Here is a 19,561-nt window from a genome sequence, read left to right on the forward strand (position 1 = left end):
GTTACGGGGATCACAGTCGCAAGGTAATGAGCTTGTAAACAACTTGATAACTTTGTGCGTATGAATTACAACAAGGGCCAGACCAAACAGGTCAGACCTCTGGATCAGTTACGCCACATTGGCAACCTATCACGCAAGGAGCAAGCAATGACGACGACCCTCACTCTGCTCGGGGTGATCCTGGTTATCGGAGCCCTGGCCTATCGCCGGGCATCCCTGTTCATCTCGACCCTGGTAACCTTCGCCGCCCTTATCATCGGGGCCCTCTACGGTCATGTGCCCTTGCTGGTATGGGCCCTGTTTGCCGTGGTTGCCATCCCCCTCAACCTGGTGGAATTTCGCCGCAACCAGTTGACCAAGCCGCTGTTCAAGCTCTACAAATCCATCATGCCAGAGATGTCCCGCACCGAAAAAGAAGCCATCGAAGCGGGCACTACCTGGTGGGAAGCCGACCTCTTTGCCGGCAACCCGGACTGGAAAAAGCTGCACGCCATCCCGGTCAGCACCCTCTCTGCCGAAGAGCAGGCCTTCCTGGACGGCCCGGTGGAAGAGGTGTGCCGCATGGTGAGCGACTGGGAGGTAACCCACGAGCGCGCCGATCTCTCCCCCGAGGTGTGGCAATACCTGAAGGACAACAAGTTCTTCGCCATGATCATCAAGAAAAAATATGGTGGCCTGGAGTTCTCCGCCTACGCCCAGTCCTGCGTGCTGCAAAAGCTGTGCGGCGCCAGCGCCGTGCTGGCCTCCACCGTCGGCGTGCCCAATTCCCTCGGCCCGGGCGAACTGCTGCAACACTATGGCACCGATGAGCAGAAGGATTACTACCTGCCTCGTCTCGCGGTCGGTAAAGAGATCCCCTGCTTCGCCCTGACCAGCCCGGAAGCGGGTTCAGATGCGGGCTCCATCCCTGATTTTGGCATCATCACCAAGGGCGAGTGGGAAGGGGAAGAGGTGCTCGGCATGCGCCTGACCTGGAACAAGCGCTACATCACCCTGGCCCCTATCGCCACCGTGCTGGGGCTCGCCTTCAAACTGCGTGACCCGGAGCACCTGCTGGGGGAGGAAGAGGAGCTCGGCATCACCTGCGCCCTGATCCCGACCCACATCAAGGGAGTCGGCATCGGCCGTCGCCACTTCCCGCTCAACGTGCCGTTCCAGAACGGCCCGACTCAGGGCAAGGATGTGTTCGTTCCGCTCGATTTCATCATCGGCGGCCCGGCCATGGCCGGTCAGGGTTGGCGCATGCTGGTGGAGTGCCTCTCGGTCGGTCGCGGCATCACCCTGCCCTCCAACAGCACCGGTGGCGTCAAGATGCTGGCCCTGGCGAGCGGCGCCTACAGCCGCATCCGTCGCCAGTTCAAGCTGCCCATCGGCAAGATGGAAGGCATTGAAGAGCCGCTGGCCCGCATCGGTGGCAACGCCTACATCATGGGCGCCGCGGCGAACCTGACCGTGACCGGCATCGACCTTGGCGAGAAGCCCTCGGTCATCTCCGCCATCGTCAAGTACCACCTCACCGACCGTGCCCAGAAGTGCATCATCGATGCCATGGACATCCACGGCGGCAAGGCCATCTGCATGGGTCCCAACAACTATCTGGCCCGCGGCTATCAGGGTGCCCCCATCGCCGTCACGGTGGAAGGAGCCAATATCCTGACCCGCAGCATGATCATCTACGGCCAGGGCGCCATCCGTTGCCACCCCTACGTGTTGCCCGAGATGCTGGCGGCCAGCCACCCGGACAAGGAACAGGCCCTCAAGGACTTCGACAAGGCAGTGTTCAGCCATGTCGGCTTTGCCATCAGCAACCTGGTGCGCAGCTTCTGGCTGGGTCTCACCGGTGCCCGCTTCGCCGCAGCCCCCTATGGGGATCAGACCAAGCGCTACTACCAGCAGCTCTCCCGTCTCTCCGCCAACCTGGCGTTCCTGTCGGACATGGCGATGGGCACCCTGGGGGGCGAGCTCAAGCGCAAGGAGCGGGTCTCCGCCCGTCTCGGCGACGTGCTGAGCCAGCTCTATCTGGCCTCCAGCGCCCTCAAGCGCTATCAGGACGAAGGACGCCAACAGGCCGACCTGCCGCTGCTGCACTGGGCGCTGCAAGATGCCCTGTTCAAGGCACAGGAGGCGATCGATGAACTGCTACGCAACTTCCCGAACCGCTGGATTGGATTGGCTCTGCGCGTCATCGTGCTGCCGCTGGGTCGCGACATGAAGCGCCCGAGCGACAAGCTGGACAACCAGGTAGCCCGCCTGCTGCAAACGCCGAGCGAAACCCGCAGCCGCCTGGCCAAGGGACAATACCTCACCCGCGAGGAGGGCAACCCCTTCGGCCTGCTGGAGCAGGCACTCGATGACGTGCTGGCCGCCGAACCGCTGTTTGACAAGGTGTGCAAGGCCGATGGCATCAAGCGTCCCTTCTTGGCGCTGGACAAGGTAGCCGACATCGGGCTGGCCGCCGGCGTGCTGAACCAGAGCGAGGCCGACCTGCTGCGCCGCGCCGAAGTGAGCCGCCTGCGCACCATCAACGTCGATGATTTCGACCCCATCGATCTGGTGGCCAACAAGCAGCTGTTTGAAGCTTCCGCTTACCATCACGCGGCCTGAGTCGCCGCTCTGCCAATGACGCCTCCCACCGGGAGGCGTTTTTTATTCTGTACGGTAGCGACAAAGCGCCAGCCGCCTCCCCTCTGTTCTTGATCACAAAAAAGGGCACAATAGCCGGCAGTTCAAACAAACAAGGAAGCCGAGATGAGCCTTGAGCACCTGATCCAGTGGCGCCGCGATCTGCACCGCCTGCCGGAAGCCGCCTGGAAAGAGTTCCGCACCACCAGCCTGATCGCCCACCACCTGAGCGGACTCGGCTATCACATCGTGCTCGGTGACAAGCTGCTGGCCAGCAATCTGGTGATGGGGCGGGATCTGGACGTGGCGGCCGAGAAGGCCCGCGCCCGCCGCCAGGGGGCGCATCCCGACTGGCTGGATCGCATCGGTGACTTTACCGGTCTGATGGGAGAGCTGGACACCGGCCGCCCCGGCCCGACGCTCGCCTTTCGCTTCGACATCGATGCGGTGGAAGTGGAAGAGTCCGGCGACGAGCAGCATCAACCGCAGCGGGAAGGGTTTGCCTCCCACAACAAGGGGTGGATGCACGCCTGCGCCCACGATGGCCACACCGCCATCGGCATGGGGCTGGCCAGCCGGTTGATGGCGATGAAAGAGCAGTTGGGGGGGCGCATCAAGCTCTTCTTCCAGCCTGCCGAAGAGGGGTGTCGCGGCGGCAAGGCGCTGGCGGCCGGCGGGGCGCTCGATGACGTGGATGCCCTGCTCTCCCTGCATATCGGTATCCACGCCAGCAGCGGCGAGCTGGTGATCAACCCCACCGAGTTTCTCTGCTCCACCAAGTTCGATGTGCACTTCATGGGTACGGCGGCCCACGCAGGTCTTGAGCCCAACGCCGGTTGCAACGCACTGGCCGCCGCCTGCATGGCCACCAGCGCCATGCTCGCCATTCCCCGCCACCGGGATGGCATGACCCGCATCAATATCGGCCAGCTCAACGGCGGCAGCGGCCGCAACGTGATCCCCGATCATGCCGAACTGCGCGGCGAGACCCGCGGCGCCGACAGCGCGCTAAACGACTACATGTTCGGCCAGGTGCAGCGTATCGTCGAAGGGGTGGCCATGACCCACGGAGTCACCTACCAGATCATCAAGCAGGGCGAGGCCATCGCGCTGGACAACAGCCCCACCCTGCAGGCCGAACTGACCACCCTGGCCCGCCAGCTGGGGCTCGCCACCATCCAGACTCGCCGCTTCGGCGCCAGTGAGGATGCTGGTTTCCTGATGGAGCGGGTGCAAAAGCAGGGAGGCGAAGCCGCCTACCTGGTGCTCGGAGCCGATCTCGCGGCGCCACACCATCACAATGCCTTCGATTTCGATGAGCGGGTGATGCAAAGCGGGGTCGATCTGCTGACTTCCTGGGTGCTCGCCCGTCAGGGCACACAGCCAGCGGCGGCGCGCTGACCAGCACGGTAAAAGGCTATATCGCAGGATCAAAAAAGGCGCCTTGGGCGCCTTTTTGACGAATGCATCGCAATGGAACCCGGAGCGGCTCACTAGTGCGACTCGCCATCGCCCCGCTTGCGATTGGTGTTGGGGCGACCGCCGGTCACCGCATCGGCCCGACCTTCCTCTTTGGCCTTCTCGGCCCGTTTCTTGCGCATCTCGCGCGGATCGGCGATGAGCGGTCGATAGATCTCGATGCGATCCCCGTCCTGCAAGTGATCGCTCCCCTTGACCGGACGGCTGTAGATGCCGAACTTGTTGACCGCCAGATCGATCTCGGGGTGCTTTTGCACGATACCGGACTGCTCGATGGCATCCAGCACGCAGGTCTCTGGCGCAACCCTCAACTCAATCACCGTCTGCTGCTGCGGCAAGGCGTAGACCACCTCTATGGTGAGCTGCTCAGACACCGTAAACCTCCTTCGCCCGGTTGGAGAAGGCTGCGACCATGGAGCTCACCAGATCGCGGAACACCTGACCGAAGGCCACCTCGATCAGCTTGGAGGTAAATTCGAAATCGAGATCGAACTCCACCTTGCAGGCATCCACATCCAGCGGAGTGAAGGTCCACCAGCCCGCCAGCTTGCGAAACGGGCCATCCACCAGCTCCATCCTGATCTGGCGGTTCATGTCCAGCTGATTGCGGGTGGTAAAGGTCTTGGCAATACCCGCCTTGGCCACATCCACCGAGGCCATCATGTAGTCATCGCCGGCCTCGTGCACACGACTGCCGACGCAACCGGGCAAAAATTGCGGATAGGCATCCACATCGTTAACCAACTTGAACATCTGTTCTGCACTGAACATCACCAGGGCACTGCGAGTAATACGGGGCATGACTTTTCCTCATCCAATCGCCGCGATTTTATCATCATGTTCCGGCTTGTGGAGGTAAAACCTCGGCCAAACTGCTCATTAAGCCGCCACTCGAGCCGCTGCGCGTTTTACAGCCGCCCTCGCCTACGTATAATACGAGCCTCCTAGTCATTGCCGGAAATCGCCCGTCATGAGCAAAAAAAACAGTAAAAACAAAGCCGGGTCCAGCACCATTGCACTCAACAGAACCGCGCGCCACGAATACTTCATCGAAGAGAAGATCGAAGCGGGTCTGTCTCTGCAAGGGTGGGAAGTCAAATCCCTGCGGGCGGGCAAGGCCAACATCAGCGAAGCCTATGTCATCTTCCGCGATGGCGAGGCCTACCTGTTCGGCTCCAGCTTCCTGCCACTGCAGGCTGCCTCCAGCCACGTGGTGTGTGACCCGACCCGTACCCGCAAGCTGCTGCTGAGCCGGCGTGAACTCGACAAGCTCGAGAGCCTGATCGCCCGTCAGGGCTACACCATAGTGCCGCTCGCCCTCTACTGGAAACAGTGCTGGGTCAAGGTCGAGATCGGTCTGGTAAAAGGCAAGAAAGAGCACGACAAGCGCGAAGATACCAAGGCCCGCGAATGGGATCGGGAAAAAGCCCGCATCATGAAGAACAAAAATCGCGGCTAATCCGATTGATGCTGCAAGGTCCGGGCTCCAAGCCCGGACTTTTTCTTTTCTGGCCTACCGCTTACCCTCTCCCCCCTGCTTGCGCACAATAAATCGGCAAACGGAGCGGCTCCCCGCGGGAATGGCCATCAACGCCTTGCCATGGCAGCATTTTTGCGTACAATCCCTCTTAACAACTTGGGGCTGATTCTGGATTCGACAAGATTCACGAAACCCAAGGTGCATGCCGAGGTGCGGTAGGCCTCGTTAATAAACCGCAAAAAAATAGTCGCAAACGACGAAAACTACGCACTGGCAGCTTAATAACCTGCGCAGAGCCCTTCTACCCTAGCTTGCCTGTGTCCTAGGGAATCGGAAGGTCATCCTTCACAGGATCGTGTGGAAGTCCTGCTCGGGGCGGAAGCATTAAAACCAATCGAGCTAGTCAATTCGTGGCGTGTCTCTCCGCAGCGGGTTGGCGAATGTAAAGAGTGACTAAGCATGTAGTGCCAAGGATGTAGTAATTTTGGACGGGGGTTCAAATCCCCCCAGCTCCACCAAACGTTTGGAAAGGGCCTCTTCTTCGGAAGAGGCCCTTTTTGTTGGTTATCGAGCAGTCTATTCAACCGTGCCGAGACTCCAAGCACAGCCCAGCCACAAAAATCTTCACCGACAGCGCAAGCCGCTCTGGATACTAACGTTTAGACGTGCAGTACCACTCATCACGCCATTTTTCATTTTCAGCGCATCGCCATCAGCCAGGCACGGCGCTTTGTCATATTTTGGTAAACAGCCCGGCTTTGCCATCTCGTGCCGCCAGCCTCACCACACCTGTGTTTGTCCTGCCATCTCCCCCGTTTTTTCACCCGCTCCCGGTTTTTCATTCTTGATGGCGGGTTACACCAACACGTCAACACGCACGAATTTCAGACAATCTGACGAATGACAAAAAGGATTCCAATGATGCCAATACACGACATCCTTTCAGGATCTCTATTTACTGCTTCATCTTGAATACATGCCCCCCATTTTTAAGGCTCTCTTTTCTCTGTGAGCCAATTCAATTTTTTGTATTTGAATACTGCCCGATTTCGGATAATCAATGCCGAAACGGGCAAGCCTTGTTTTCAACCAAATACATATACTTCAACTAGTTATATGCATCACCCATGTGGGGTTATGCCCGTTTTGATTGTTTTACATCCGTTTTTCACTCGGTAAATCCTGCGTCAGATCACACATATTACGAGTCACCTCCCCCTATAATCGGCTCATTCCAACAAAGCAGAGCCAATTATGTTGTCACCTCGTGTTATCGATATTGAAAAATATATTGTTCAAGCCGGTTCAGTCACCGTTAAGGAACTCTCCGAGCGTTTTTCAGTATCGCTGGAAACAATACGTCGTGATCTGCAGGAATTGGAATCCAATGGCTCTGTAAAAAGAGTGCATGGCGGTGCCATCTCTCTGGATAATGCCGATGCCGGGCTGGCATTCAATAAACGCAAGCACGAGAGTTCTATTGAAAAGAAGCTGATCGCCTATAAGGCGCTGGCCCTGATTAACCCCGGCGATATTATCATGCTCGATGCCAGTTCAACGTGTTGGTACCTGGCTGAAGCGCTGCCAGATATATCCATGACGGTAATCACCAACTCATTTCGAAATGTGCTGAGCCTGGCAGTCAAGAAGAATATCAAGACCATCGCCATCGGTGGTGAATACTCTGAGAAATATGCCGCCTTCGTTGGCACCATTGCCAGTGGCAACATCAGCCAGTACCGGGTGGATACTCTTTTCTTCTCCTGCGCCGCCTACAGCAAAGGCAACGGCGTCTGGGAAAACAATGAGATAAACGCATCGACCAAGAAGGTGATGCTGGCCTCAGCCAGGCAGAAGGTATTGCTGGCTGATACCCGGAAAGAGAACCGCTCCGGAATTGTCAGGATCTGTCAATTCAACGATGTTGATGTAATTCTGACAGAAAAAGATGAAAACAATATAAGGCAATTAAGCAGATACAAAAAATAACACACTGTACCCAACTCAATATAAAATAAATGGAGTTTACATTATGGCTAATATATCCAATGCCGCTGTTTGCGAAAACAGCCGCGATGATATTGTGCCCGAAAGCACGGGAATATCCAGTCAGGTAGTTCCCAGAAGTATATTGATCCCCTTTATTTTGCTGACCAGTTGCTTTGCCCTGTGGGGGCTTGCAAATAATATGACGGATGTCCTGATTGCTCAATTCAAAAAGGTATTCACCTTGACGGATATGCAATCGGGTCTGGTTCAGACTGCCTTTTATGGTGCCTATTTTTGTTTGGCCCTGCCCGCTGCTCTCTTTATCAAGCGGTTCAGCTACAAGGCGGGGGTATTGCTCGGGCTCGGGCTCTTTTGCACCGGTGCACTGATGTTTTATCCGGCCAGCCAGATCATGACCTATGGCCCCTTCCTCGCCTCTCTGTTCGTGCTGGCCGGTGGTCTCTCCATTCTGGAGACCAGCGCCAACCCCTACATCATTGCGATGGGCCCGCAGGAAACCGCCACCCGTCGTTTGAACCTCGCGCAATCGTTTAACCCCATCGGCTCCATCACCGGCGTGCTGATCGGCAAGTTCTACATTCTCTCGCAACTGAATCCGGCCACCGATGCCGAACGGGCACTGATGTCCGCCGACGAACTCGGCCAGATCCAGGCCGGCGAGCTGGCCGCGGTCATGGGACCTTATCTGATGGTGGCCCTGGTCATCGTCGCGGTGTGGTTGGCCATCGCCTTTACCCGCATGCCGGTGGCGCACGATACCAACAGCACGGGGCTGGACCTCAAGGGCAGCTTCGCCCGCCTGCTGGCCAGGGGCTACTTTGTGCGCGGCGTGCTGGGCCAGTTCTTCTATGTCGGCGCCCAGATTGGCTGCTGGTCCTACACCATTCGCTACGTGATGACGGAAGTGGGCGGCAACGAGGCTGATGCATCCACTTACCTGCTCGCCTCCATCGTGATCTTCTCGGCCTGCCGCTTCATCTGCACCGCCCTGATGACCTACATCTCCCCCGCCAAACTGCTCGGGTTGCTGGCCATGGGAGCGTCGTTCTGCCTGCTGTGGGTGATGTTTGCCGGCGGCATGGCTGGCGTATACGCCCTGGTCGCCGTCTCCGCCTGTATGTCCCTGATGTTCCCGACCATCTTCGGCCTCTCGGTACACGGCCTTGGCAAGGACACCCAGTTCGGCGGCAGCTGTCTCATCATGGCCATCCTCGGCGGCGCCGTCCTGACTGCCCTGATGGGCCAGATCTCGGACATGGCCGGCATTCGCATGGCATTCATCATCCCGCTTATCGGATTTATCTACCTCATTCACTTCGGTTTCAAAGGCCACAAGGCATAAGGAGCAAGACATGAACAAGTTGATCGGCGCACTCCCCACCATCGGCATCCGTCCCACCATCGATGGTCGTCGCATGGGGGTCCGTGAATCCCTGGAAGAGCAGACCATGAAGATGGCTCGCATGACAGCCGAATTGCTCAGCCAGCACCTGCGCCATCCGAGCGGCGAGCCGGTGGAATGCGTCATCGCCGACACCACCATCGGCGGCATGGCCGAGTCCGCCGCCTGCGAGGAGAAATTCAAATCCTGCAACGTTGGCCTTTCCATCACGGTCACTCCCTGCTGGTGCTACGGCAGCGAGACCATCGACATGGATCCGCTGCGCCCCAAAGCCATCTGGGGTTTCAACGGCACCGAGCGTCCGGGCGCCGTCTACCTGGCAGCGGCCCTGGCGGCCCACAACCAGAAAGGGCTGCCCGCCTTCTCCATCTACGGCAAGGATGTGCAGGATGCAGACAGCGATGGCATTCCGGCCGACGTACAGGAGAAGCTGCTGCGCTTCGCCCGCGCCGGTCTGGTGGTCGCCACCCTGCGTGGCAAGAGCTATCTCTCCCTCGGCGGGGTTTCCATGGGGATCGCCGGCTCCATCGTCGATCACACCTTCTTCGAAGAGTTCTTCGGCATGAAGGTCCAGGCAGTGGACATGACAGAGCTGCGTCGCCGTATGGACAAGGGCATCTATGACTCGGCCGAGCTGGAGCTGGCCCAGAGCTGGGCCGACAAGTACTTCAACGAAGGGACTGACCGCAACCCTCCCGAGCGTCGCCGCAACCCGGAGCAGAAGCAGGCCGTCCTGCGCGAGAGTCTGCTGATGGCGATCTGCATGCGCGACATGATGCAGGGCAACCCGCGCCTGGCCGAGCTCGGCTTTGGCGAAGAGGCGCTCGGCTACAACGCCATCGTCGGCGGCTTCCAGGGCCAACGCCACTGGACCGATCAATACCCCAACGGTGACACCGCCGAAACCCTGCTCAACAGCTCGTTCGACTGGAACGGCCCCCGTGCCCCCATCATCATGGGCACCGAGAATGACAGCCTCAACGCCATGAGCATGCTGCTGGGTTACGGTCTGACCGGCACCGCCCAGATCTTCTGCGATGTGCGCACCTACTGGTCCCCCGAGGCAGTCGAGCGGGTCACCGGCCACCGTCTGGCAGGGCTGGCCGAGCACGGCATCATCCACATGATCAACTCGGGCTCCGCCGCCCTCGACGGCACCGGCCGTCAGCGCGACGCCAACGGCAAGCCGACCATCAAGCCCCACTGGGAAGTGACCGAGGACGACGTGAAGGCTTGTCTTGCCGCCACCGAATGGTGTCCGGCCGTTGACGAGTATTTCCGTGGCGGTGGCTTCTCCACACACTACCTGACCGAGGGCGACATCCCCTTCACCATGAGCCGCATCAATATCGTCAAGGGGATAGGTCCGATCCTGCAGATCGCCGAGGGCCACAGCGTGACGCTGCCGCAACAGGTCCACGACGTGCTCAACGAGCGCACCGACGCCACCTGGCCAACCACCTGGTTCGTTCCCCGCCTCACCGGGCAGGGAGCCTTCCGCGATGTCTACTCGGTCATGGCCAACTGGGGTGCCAACCACGGCGTGCTGACGGTCGGCCATGTGGGCAGCGAACTGCTCACCCTGGCCGCCATGCTGCGCATCCCGGTCTGCATGCACAACGTCTCGGAAGAGAAGGTGTTCCGGCCCTCCGCCTGGGGCGCCCACGGCATGGACAGCGAAGGGCAGGACTATCGCGCCTGCGCCAACTACGGCCCGCTCTACCGCTAAGTACCGGCAGGGCCGCAAGGCCCTGCTCTCTTCCCTCGTTGTAAGGAGTTGTCATGAGGCAAGATGTTGTCATCGTGCTCGATTGTGGTGCCACCAATGTCCGGGCCATTGCCGTCAACACCGCAGGTGCAGTGGTGGCCAAGGCAGCCGTGGCCAATGCAACCGAGCCTGCACGGGAACATCCGGAGTGGCACCAGTGGTCACTGGAGGCGATCCTGGCACGCTTCACCCACTGCTGCCGCGAGTTGCAACCGGCGCTGGCCGGGTGCGAGATCCGGGCCGTCACCGTCACCACCTTCGGCGTCGATGGTGCCCTGGTGGATGAACGGGGCGAGCTGCTCTACCCCATCATCAGCTGGAAGTGCCCGCGCACCGTGGCGGTGATGGAGCAGATCCGTCGTTATCTGGATCCCGAGCAGTTGCAGCGCCTCTCCGGGGTGGGCCAGTTTGGCTTCAATACCCTCTACAAGCTGATCTGGCTGCGCGAGCAGCACCCCGAGCTGGTCGAGCGCGCCCACGCCTGGCTCTTCATCTCGTCGCTCATCAATCACCGCCTGACCGGCAAGATGACGACCGACCGCACCATGGCCGGCACCAGCCAGCTGCTCAGTCTGCAGCAGGAGTGTTTCAGCCGCACCATCCTGGAGGCGGTCGACCTGCCCGAGCATCTCTTCCCGCCCATGGTGGCAGCGGGCGAAGTGATCGGTTCCTTGCTGCCCGACTTTGCCGAACGGCTCGGCCTGCCTGCCGGCATCCCGGTGGTGAGCGCCGGCCATGACACCCAGTTCGCCCTGGCAGGCTCCGGCGCGGGCCCGGATCAACCGGTCCTTTCGTCTGGCACCTGGGAGATCCTGATGGTGCGCACCCCGCTGGTAGACAGCGACGCCCTGGCCCGGGTGGCAGACTCGACCTGCGAGCTGGATGCCGACCGCGGCCAGTTCAATCCCGGCCTGCAGTGGCTCGCCTCCGGCGTGCTGGAATGGGTTCGCACTCTTGGCTGGCCCGAGGGCGGTGATTACGAGGCGATGATCGATGAGGCGCGCGCCGTGCCGGTCGGCTGTGACGGCGTGCGCATGGCACCCAATCTGCTGGCCAATGGCGTGGGGCATGGCCAAGGGGCCTTTACCGGCCTCTCCCTCTCGACCCGTCGCGGCCATCTCTATCGCGCCGCCCTGGAGGCGCTGGCCTTTCACCTCAAGGGGCAACTGACCCGGCTCGAGCAGATTGGCCACTTCCAGGCGCAGCAGTTACTGGTGGTGGGCGGCGGCTCGCGCAATGCCCTGTGGAACCAGATCAAGGCCGATGTGCTGGGCTTGCCCGTGCTCGCCATCGACGAGGCGGAGACCACTGTGCTCGGCGCCGCCCTCTATGCCATGACAGGTGCCCAGCTGCACCCCACGCTGGCGGCTGCCCATGCCGCCCTCACCAGACGCTATACCCCTTTCCAGCCTTCGGCCGATGCCGGGGCTTACCAGACTCTCTACAAGGAATTGCACTCATGAACTGTGATATTCGTACTGCCGCAGACTGGACCATCAACCCGCCTCTTCCCGACTTCGTCTATCACTGGGAAGAGGGCAAGGACCCCGTCACCCCGGAGCAGGTACATGCCTTTTTCTACAGCGCTCCCATGGAGCAGCTCAAACAACGCATCTGCGACATCGGGCGCCGCCTGTGGCAAAAAGAGTACGTGGATGGCAACGGCGGCAACATCTCGGTACGCGTCGGCGACAACCTGGTGCTCTGCACCCCGACGCTGATCAGCAAGGGCTTCATGCGCCCCGAGGACCTCTGCCTGGTGGACATGGACGGGCGCCAGAAGGCCGGCATCCGCCCCTCCACCAGCGAGATCAAGACCCACCTCGCCATCATGCGTCGCAGCGGTGCCCGCTCCTGCGTGCATGCTCACCCGGCCCATGCCAACGCCTTCCTCATCACGGGCTCGGTGCCCCCCTCCGGCATCATGCCAGAGCCGGACATCTTCTTCGGCGAGGTGGGGCTGGCCGCCTATGCCACCCCGGGGAGCCAGGAGAACGCCCACAACGTGGGAGAGGCCTCGGTCGATCACCAGTGCATCTTCATGGAGAACCACGGCGTCATCGTCTGGGGGGATCACGTGGAGGATGCCTACTGGAAGCTCGAGAACGTCGACGCCTACTGCCGCATCCTGCTGCTGGCCACCGAGCTGGAACGCCCCATCACCCGGGTCGATGCCGCCTCGATGCGCGACTTCATCCGCATTCGCCAGGCCCTCGGCATGCCCGATGCCCGCAGCGAACGCAGCGATGCCGAGCTCTTTAACGCGACCGAGTTTGCCGGCCGCCCGCTGCACACCCGCTAAGGAGAACGCCATGCTCAAGGGAATTTCGCCCCTCATCAGCCCAGACCTGCTCAAGGTGATGGCCGAGATGGGCCACGGCGACGAGCTGATCCTCGCCGATGCCCACTTCCCGGCCCACCAGCTCGGCCGGCGGGTACTGAGGGCCGACGGCATCCCGGTCGATGCCCTGCTGGCTGCCATCAGCCCGCTGTTTGAACTCGACGCCTACGCCCCGCCCCTGGTGATGATGGCGGCGGTGGCGGGAGACGAGCTGGATTCGGCCGTGGAGCAGCGCTACCTGGCTGCCTTGGCCGGGCACAACCCGGGAGTCGACGTGACGCGCATCGATCGCTTCGCCTTCTATGAGCGGGCGAAGGAGGCCTACGCCATCCTGATCACCGGCGAGTGCGCCAAGTACGGCAACATCCTGCTTAAAAAAGGGGTCACCCCGAGTTGACCCTGATGCGGCGGGGCCAGGCCCCGCCCGAGTGTCCCGATGAACGGGCAGACCCGTTCATGGATACATTCGAAATGTTCAAGGAGACAATCATGAGCTTTATGCTGGCCATGCCCAGACTGAGTTTTCACGGCGCGGGCGCCATCGGTGACATGCTGGATCGGGTGGCGCAAGAGGGTTTCAAGCGGGCGCTGCTGGTGACCGACCGGGATCTGCTGCGCCTCGGATTGCATCAACCTGTGGTGGAGGGGCTCACCGCCCGCGGGCTCGATCACTGCCTGTTTGGCGAGGTGATGCCCAACCCGACTGTGGCGATCGTCGAGGCAGGATATCGCGCCTTCGTGCGCAGCGACAGTGACTGCATCATCGCCCTCGGCGGCGGCAGCGCCATCGACGCCGCCAAGGGGATCAGCATCCTCACCGCCAACCCGGGCCCCGTCACCGCCTACAGCGGGGTGGGCAAGGTGGCCAAACGCGGCGCCTTTCTCGCCGCCATCAACACTACCGCCGGCACCGCCGCCGAAGTGACCAGCAATGCGGTGATCACCGACACCGACCGCCAGGTGAAGGAGGTGATCATCGATCCCGCCATCTTGGTCGATATCGCGGTGGATGACCCGACCCTGATGCTCGGTATCCCGCCGGCGGTGACCGCCGCCACCGGCATGGATGCCCTGACCCACGCCATCGAGGCCTACGTGGCCAAAGGGGCTCATCCGCTTACCGATCACTCGGCGCTGGCGGCCATCGAGATCATCGGCCGCTGGCTGCCTCACGCGGTGGAACAGGGACAGGATCTGCAAGGGCGCGAGATGATGGCCTATGGCCAGTATCTGGCCGGCATGGCGTTCAACAGTGCGGGGCTGGGTCTGGTACATGCGCTGGCGCACCAACCGGGGGCGACCCACGACCTGCCCCACGGGGTCTGCAACGCCATCCTGCTGCCCGTCATCTGCGACTACAACCGGCCGGTGTGCGTGAGCCGCTTTGCCGCCATCGCCCGCGCCCTCGGCGTGGACACCACCACCATGGACGAGGAACAGGCGAGCCAGGCCGCCATCGAGGCAATCCGTACCCTCTCGGCACGGGTGGGCATCCCCGCCGGCTTCTCGGCCCTTGGCATCACCAGCACCGACATCGACCGCTGGATTGACAAGGCGATGGCCGACCCCTGTGCCCCCGGCAATCCGCGCGCCGCAGATCCCGAACAGATCCGCGCACTCTATCTGGCGGCGCTCTAGCCTTCTGTTGCAGGCGGTCCCCCCCTGACATCATGACGGCCGCGGTATCAGCCGCGGCCCTTTCATGTGGCAATATGGCACCATGGCAACCTTTTGTGCTGATGCCAGCCGCCCGGGCCATCCCTTCCTCATTGCAAAAACAGTTGTAGAAAAAGAGCCAGATGGCCCACACCTCATCTTTTCTGGCGTCATTCCTTGCTGGTAATCCTGTCGTTCACAAGCTGCAATGACTCACTAACATACTGCTATTAAAGGAATTATCTTTAACAGCTCGCCCGCTGACCCAGGCGCAGAGCCTACCTTGAAAGCGTTTTCCCCTATGGCGCAATAACCTGTCCGAAATCAAATAAAGTTGTGGATGACCTTTGGTAATGTGGGGTTATATCCAGCGATTGTTCGATCGCTTCTCCTGCTGGCTCCGCCAGATGCAGCATTTTCTGCGCCTTGACCCGAGTTTATGACGCCATGCTCACTCTCACTCTCGATGGGGCTCAGCTGACGGTTGATCCGACCCTGACCCTGCTTCAGATAGCAAAACAGCACCATATCGACATCCCCTCCCTGTGCGGCGACAACGACCGTGCCCCCAAGACCCCGTGCGATCTCTGCGTGGTCGAGATCGCCGGTGTCGGCATCCGGCGCGCCTGCGAAACCCGCCCGAGCGAGGGGATGGTGGTCACCACCCAGTCGCAGGCCCTGAGGGATCACCGCCAGCAGGCGCTCGGCCACATCCTCTCGGATCACTACGCCGACTGCGAGGCCCCCTGCCAGCGAGCCTGCCCGGCCGGGGTGGATATCCAGTCCTATCTGCACCATATCGCAATGGGGGATCACGAGGCGGCCACCGCCGTCATCAAGCAGACACTGCCCATGCCGCTCTCCATCGGCCGGGTCTGTCCGGCCTTCTGCGAGGCCGAATGTCGCCGCTCCCTGGTAGATGAGCCGCTGGCCATCCGTCAGCTCAAGCGCCATGCCGCCGATCTGGATCTCGCCGGGATGACCCCCTATCACCCCCCGAAAAAGCCCGCCAAGGGCAAGCGGGTCGCCATCATCGGCAGCGGCCCGGGGGGCCTCACCTGCGGTTACTACCTGGGCTATGAGGGGTTCGCCGTGGATCTTTTCGAGGCGATGCCCGAGGCCGGTGGCTGGCTGCGTTACGGCATCCCCGAGTACCGGCTGCCCAAGGCGATCCTCGATCAGGAGATCGCATTGATGTGCGAGAGCGGCATGCGGATCCACACCAGTCAGCGCCTGGGGCAGGAGCTCAGCCTCTCGGCTCTGTGCCGCGACTACGACGCCGTCTGTCTGGCGGTCGGCGCCTCCCAGGCCGTGCCCATGGAGTACCCGGGCTGCACTCTCGAAGGTTGTTATCTCGGGGTGGACTACCTCAAGGATCGGATGCTGGAGCAGCGCCTCACCACCGGCAAACGGGTTGCGGTGATCGGTGGCGGCAATACCGCCATCGACTGCGCCCGTACTGCGGTGCGCCTCGGTGCCGAGACCACCCTCATCTATCGTCGCACCCGCGCCGAGATGCCCGCCGAGGCGTACGAGATTGACGAGGCGGAGCACGAAGGGGTGCGCTTCATGATGCTGACCAATCCAGTGGAGAACCTGGCCGATGAAACCGGCCGCGTCTGTCAGGTGCGGCTCGAGAAGATGGCCCTCGGCGAGCCGGATGCCTCCGGCCGCCGCCGCCCCGAGCCCACCGGCGAGTTCATCGTCGAGGAGTTTGATACCGTCATCGCCGCCGTCTCCCAGCGGCCGGATCTGAGCTTTATGGAGGGGGAGTCGCTGACCCTGCCCCTCACCCGCTGGAATACCCTGGACGCCCACCCCGAGACCATGCACAGCGGTCACGCCAATCTGTTTGCCATCGGCGATCTGCGCCGGGGTCCGGCCACCGCCATCGAGGCGGTCGCCGACGGCCGCAAGGCGGCGCTGGCCATCGACCACTTCCTGCACGGCACCATGGTGGATCCGGTGCGCCCCTTCAACGCCAGCAAGGCCCCCGCCCTCAAGCAGGTGGACCCCGCCCAGTTCGCCCACCTGAAGCAGGTCGCCCGCGCCGTCATGCCCCATCTGGCCGAGCGCAGCGGCAACTTTGCCGAGGTGGAGCAGGGCTTTAGCGATGCCGCCGCCCGAGCCGAAGCGGCCCGCTGCCTGGAGTGCGGCTGCCAGGCCAATACCGATTGCGCCCTGCGCGACTACGCAACCGAATACAAGGTCGACCAGAGCGCCCTCGATACCCATGACTGCCAGAAGTTTGCGGTGGACAACAGCAGCGAGTTCATCGTGTTCGACGCCAACCGCTGCATCGGCTGCGGCCAGTGCGTGCTGGCGTGCAACGAGCAGGCGGTGCAGGGCATCCTGCAGTTTGCCAGGCTGGCCGATGGCACCCTCTCGACCCGGCCACAGTTCGAGGCGGGACTGGCGATGGGGGACTCCCACTGCGTGCAGTGCGGCGCCTGCGTGCAGGTCTGCCCCACCGGCGCCATGGTGGATGCCCGCGACAAGTCCCAGGGGCGCACCGAGCTGCTCACCCCGGTCAACACCATCTGCACCTACTGCGGGGTCGGCTGCGGCGTCACCCTCTATGTGGATGAGGCGCGGCAACGCATTCGCTATGTGGAGGGCAACCGCCACTCCCCGGTCAATCAGGGGCTGCTCTGCGTCAAGGGGCGCTTCGGCTTTGACTTCATCCAGAGCGAGGAGCGCCTCACCACGCCGCTGATCCGCAAGGAGGGCCAGCTGGTGCCCGCCAGCTGGCAGGAGGCGATCGCCCTGGTGGCCGAGCGCTTTGGCGCCATCAAGCAGCGAGACGGCAGCGATGCGCTGGCGGGGTTCTCCTCGGCCAAGACCACCAACGAAGACAACTACCTGTTCCAAAAATTCGTGCGCCGGGAGCTTGGCACCAACAACGTGGATCACTGCGCGCGCCTGTGCCACGCCTCCACCGTCACCGGCCTGGAGGCGTCGCTCGGCAGCGGGGCCATGACCAACGACATCCCGAGCATCGACCACTCGGATCTCATCTTCATCATCGGCTCCGACACCTCGGCGGCCCACCCCATCATCGGCTCCCACATCAAGCGGGTGGTACGCGAGGGCAAGGCGCGGCTGGTGGTGGCGGATCCGAAACGGATCGAGATGGCCGATCATGCCAGCCTCTACCTGGCCCATCGCCCCGGCACCGACGTGATGCTGCTCAACGGCGTCATGCAGCAGATCATCCGGCACGACTGGCACGACAAGGGCTACATCGCCGAGCGGGTGGAAGGGTTTGAGGCGCTGCGAGAGGAGGTGCTCTCTCCCGCCTATGCGCCGGACAAGGTGGCCCTCATCACCGGCGTCCCCGCCGAGCAGGTGATTGAGCTCGCCCGCCTCATCGGCACCGCCGAGCGCACGGCCATCTACTACTCCATGGGGATCACCCAGCACACCACGGGCCACGACAACGTGCGGGCCATCGCCAACCTGCAGCTGCTGTGCGGCAACATCGGCATCGAGGGGGGCGGCATCAACCCGCTGCGGGGCCAGTCCAACGTGCAGGGGGCCTGCGACATGGGGGCCCTGCCCAACAACTTGCCCGGCTACCAGAAGGTGGCCGACCCCAAGGTGCACGCCCGTTTCGCGGCCGCCTGGCAGGCCCCCTGGCTACCCACCAAGCCCGGCCTCACCCTCACCGAGACCATAGATGCCGCCTGCGTCGGCACCATCAAGGGGCTCTATGTGATGGGAGAGAACCCGGTGCTGAGCGATCCTGATCAGCATCACGTCATCGAGGGGCTCAAGCGTCTCGAGTTCCTGGTGGTGCAGGACATTTTCCTCTCCGAAACCGCCCAGCTGGCCGATGTGGTGCTCCCCTCCTGCTCCTTTGCCGAGAAGAGCGGCCACTTCACCAACACGGAGCGGCGGGTGCAGCGTCTCTCCCCCGCCATCAAGGCGCCGGGGCAGGCGCGGGAAGACTGGTGGATCATCCAGCAGCTCGCCAATGCCATGGGGGGCGACTGGCACTACCAGAATGTGGCCGAGATCACCGAGGAGATCTGCCGGGTGACGCCCCAGTACGCCGGCATCCACTGGGACAAGGTGGGTCAGGCCGGATTGCAGTGGCCCTGCCATGACCAGGCTCCCGAGGGGACTCGCCTGCTCCACGGCAAGCAGTTCACCCGGGGCAAGGGGGAGATGGTGGCCACGCCATTCCGCTATGCCGCCGAGCTGCCGGATGAAACCTATCCGATAGTGCTCACCACTGGGCGCCTGCTGGAGCAGTTCCACACCGGCACCATGACCCGCAAGACCCGGGGGCTCGACAAGCTCGCCGGCCCCAGGGTGATGATGAGTGTGGCGGATGCCGAACGCCTCGGGATTGGCAACAGCGAGCGGGTGAAGGTCACCAGCCGCCGCGGCCATATCGAGCTGCCCGCCTTCGTCACCAAGCGAATGCAGCCCGGAGTGGTATTCATTCCGTTCCACTTTGCCGAGGCGCCGGCCAACCGGCTCACCATCAATGCCACCGATCCCCACGCCAAGATCCCCGAGTTCAAGGTCGCGGCTGTGCGCATCGACAAGCTGGCCACCCCGGCCAACGCCCGGGAGGCTGAAGCCGAGATGGCCTGATGGCCTGCGGCAACCCCGGTTCGGCCGCCTATGTACGGCCCCATCACAACAGAGCCACCCGACGGGTGGCTCTGTTCTTTTCTGCGCGGCTTATTTTTTCTTATGTCTCTGCACCTTAAGAAGTCCCTGTCCCTTCAGCCTCTCTTCCTCCAGCCTCTTCTCAAGGCGCTTTGACGAGGATCCGGGAGAGCGTGCCAA

The 19,561-nt window shown here is 62.0% G+C and carries 13 protein-coding genes and 1 other RNA gene; 12 read left to right on the plus strand and 2 right to left on the minus strand.

Annotation, left to right across the window (positions count from 1 at the left end):
• The first annotated feature begins 147 nt into the window (after positions 1-147).
• Together fadE and ACB028_RS03695 are read left to right on the plus strand one after the other, a co-directional pair.
• A complete protein-coding gene (fadE, locus tag ACB028_RS03690) occupies positions 148-2,604 on the plus strand; it encodes an acyl-CoA dehydrogenase FadE (RefSeq protein ID WP_371143530.1) in 2,457 nt (818 codons plus the stop codon).
• A gap of 144 nt (positions 2,605-2,748) precedes the next feature.
• Complete coding sequence (locus ACB028_RS03695) at positions 2,749-4,023, plus strand: amidohydrolase (protein WP_371143531.1); 1,275 nt, start codon at positions 2,749-2,751, stop codon at positions 4,021-4,023.
• 92 nt (positions 4,024-4,115) lie between these two features.
• On the opposite strand, the gene ACB028_RS03700 is transcribed toward ACB028_RS03695, so the two are convergent.
• On the minus strand, positions 4,116-4,475 hold the full coding sequence (locus ACB028_RS03700) for an RnfH family protein (RefSeq protein ID WP_124240417.1): 360 nt from the start codon (positions 4,473-4,475) through the stop codon (positions 4,116-4,118).
• Complete coding sequence (locus ACB028_RS03705) at positions 4,468-4,902, minus strand: SRPBCC family protein (protein WP_026455810.1); 435 nt, start codon at positions 4,900-4,902, stop codon at positions 4,468-4,470. Before ACB028_RS03705 ends, ACB028_RS03700 begins: the two co-directional genes overlap by 8 nt.
• 169 nt (positions 4,903-5,071) lie before the next feature.
• Between ACB028_RS03705 and smpB the strand changes: the two genes are divergently transcribed.
• From smpB to fdhF, 10 genes are all read left to right on the plus strand, one after another.
• Positions 5,072-5,560 carry an SsrA-binding protein SmpB gene (gene smpB / locus ACB028_RS03710; protein ID WP_026455809.1) on the plus strand — a complete coding sequence of 163 codons (489 nt, stop codon included), beginning with the start codon at positions 5,072-5,074 and terminating at the stop codon, positions 5,558-5,560.
• A 179-nt stretch (positions 5,561-5,739) separates the two neighbouring features.
• Positions 5,740-6,099, plus strand: a transfer-messenger RNA (tmRNA) gene (gene ssrA, locus ACB028_RS03715).
• Positions 6,100-6,835: 736 nt separating this feature from the next.
• Positions 6,836-7,570, plus strand: coding sequence for a DeoR/GlpR family DNA-binding transcription regulator (locus tag ACB028_RS03720; protein WP_042027570.1), 735 nt, complete (start codon positions 6,836-6,838; stop codon positions 7,568-7,570).
• A gap of 94 nt (positions 7,571-7,664) precedes the next feature.
• Complete coding sequence (gene fucP / locus ACB028_RS03725) at positions 7,665-8,933, plus strand: L-fucose:H+ symporter permease (protein WP_082037556.1); 1,269 nt, start codon at positions 7,665-7,667, stop codon at positions 8,931-8,933.
• Between the two features lie 10 nt (positions 8,934-8,943).
• Positions 8,944-10,722 carry an L-fucose isomerase gene (locus ACB028_RS03730; protein ID WP_371143532.1) on the plus strand — a complete coding sequence of 593 codons (1,779 nt, stop codon included), beginning with the start codon at positions 8,944-8,946 and terminating at the stop codon, positions 10,720-10,722.
• A gap of 53 nt (positions 10,723-10,775) precedes the next feature.
• A complete protein-coding gene (gene fucK / locus ACB028_RS03735; RefSeq protein WP_371143533.1) occupies positions 10,776-12,224 on the plus strand; it encodes an L-fuculokinase in 1,449 nt (482 codons plus the stop codon).
• Positions 12,221-13,063 (plus strand): class II aldolase/adducin family protein, encoded by an 843-nt coding sequence (locus tag ACB028_RS03740; protein ID WP_052445754.1) that lies wholly within the window; start codon positions 12,221-12,223, stop codon positions 13,061-13,063. The genes fucK and ACB028_RS03740 overlap by 4 nt, the downstream gene beginning before the upstream one ends.
• 10 nt (positions 13,064-13,073) lie before the next feature.
• Positions 13,074-13,499: an L-fucose mutarotase gene (fucU, locus tag ACB028_RS03745; protein WP_371143534.1), complete on the plus strand. Its 426-nt coding sequence runs from the start codon at positions 13,074-13,076 to the stop codon at positions 13,497-13,499.
• Between the two features lie 92 nt (positions 13,500-13,591).
• Complete coding sequence (locus ACB028_RS03750; RefSeq protein ID WP_371143535.1) at positions 13,592-14,740, plus strand: iron-containing alcohol dehydrogenase; 1,149 nt, start codon at positions 13,592-13,594, stop codon at positions 14,738-14,740.
• Positions 14,741-15,184: 444 nt separating this feature from the next.
• Positions 15,185-19,363 carry a formate dehydrogenase subunit alpha gene (fdhF, locus tag ACB028_RS03755; RefSeq protein WP_371143536.1) on the plus strand — a complete coding sequence of 1,393 codons (4,179 nt, stop codon included), beginning with the start codon at positions 15,185-15,187 and terminating at the stop codon, positions 19,361-19,363.
• The last annotated feature ends 198 nt before the right edge of the window (positions 19,364-19,561 follow it).

Source organism: Aeromonas sp. S9(2024), assembly GCF_041403185.1.
GTDB lineage: Bacteria > Pseudomonadota > Gammaproteobacteria > Enterobacterales > Aeromonadaceae > Aeromonas > Aeromonas enteropelogenes.

Coding starts and splice junctions, on each gene's coding strand:
- fadE (WP_371143530.1), top strand. CDS start 148: ATGACGACGACCCTCACTCTGCTCGGGGTGATCCTGGTTATCGGAGCC.
- ACB028_RS03695 (WP_371143531.1), top strand. CDS start 2,749: ATGAGCCTTGAGCACCTGATCCAGTGGCGCCGCGATCTGCACCGCCTG.
- ACB028_RS03705 (WP_026455810.1), bottom strand. CDS start 4,902: ATGCCCCGTATTACTCGCAGTGCCCTGGTGATGTTCAGTGCAGAACAG.
- smpB (WP_026455809.1), top strand. CDS start 5,072: ATGAGCAAAAAAAACAGTAAAAACAAAGCCGGGTCCAGCACCATTGCA.
- ACB028_RS03720 (WP_042027570.1), top strand. CDS start 6,836: ATGTTGTCACCTCGTGTTATCGATATTGAAAAATATATTGTTCAAGCC.
- ACB028_RS03730 (WP_371143532.1), top strand. CDS start 8,944: ATGAACAAGTTGATCGGCGCACTCCCCACCATCGGCATCCGTCCCACC.
- fucK (WP_371143533.1), top strand. CDS start 10,776: ATGAGGCAAGATGTTGTCATCGTGCTCGATTGTGGTGCCACCAATGTC.
- ACB028_RS03740 (WP_052445754.1), top strand. CDS start 12,221: ATGAACTGTGATATTCGTACTGCCGCAGACTGGACCATCAACCCGCCT.
- fucU (WP_371143534.1), top strand. CDS start 13,074: ATGCTCAAGGGAATTTCGCCCCTCATCAGCCCAGACCTGCTCAAGGTG.
- ACB028_RS03750 (WP_371143535.1), top strand. CDS start 13,592: ATGAGCTTTATGCTGGCCATGCCCAGACTGAGTTTTCACGGCGCGGGC.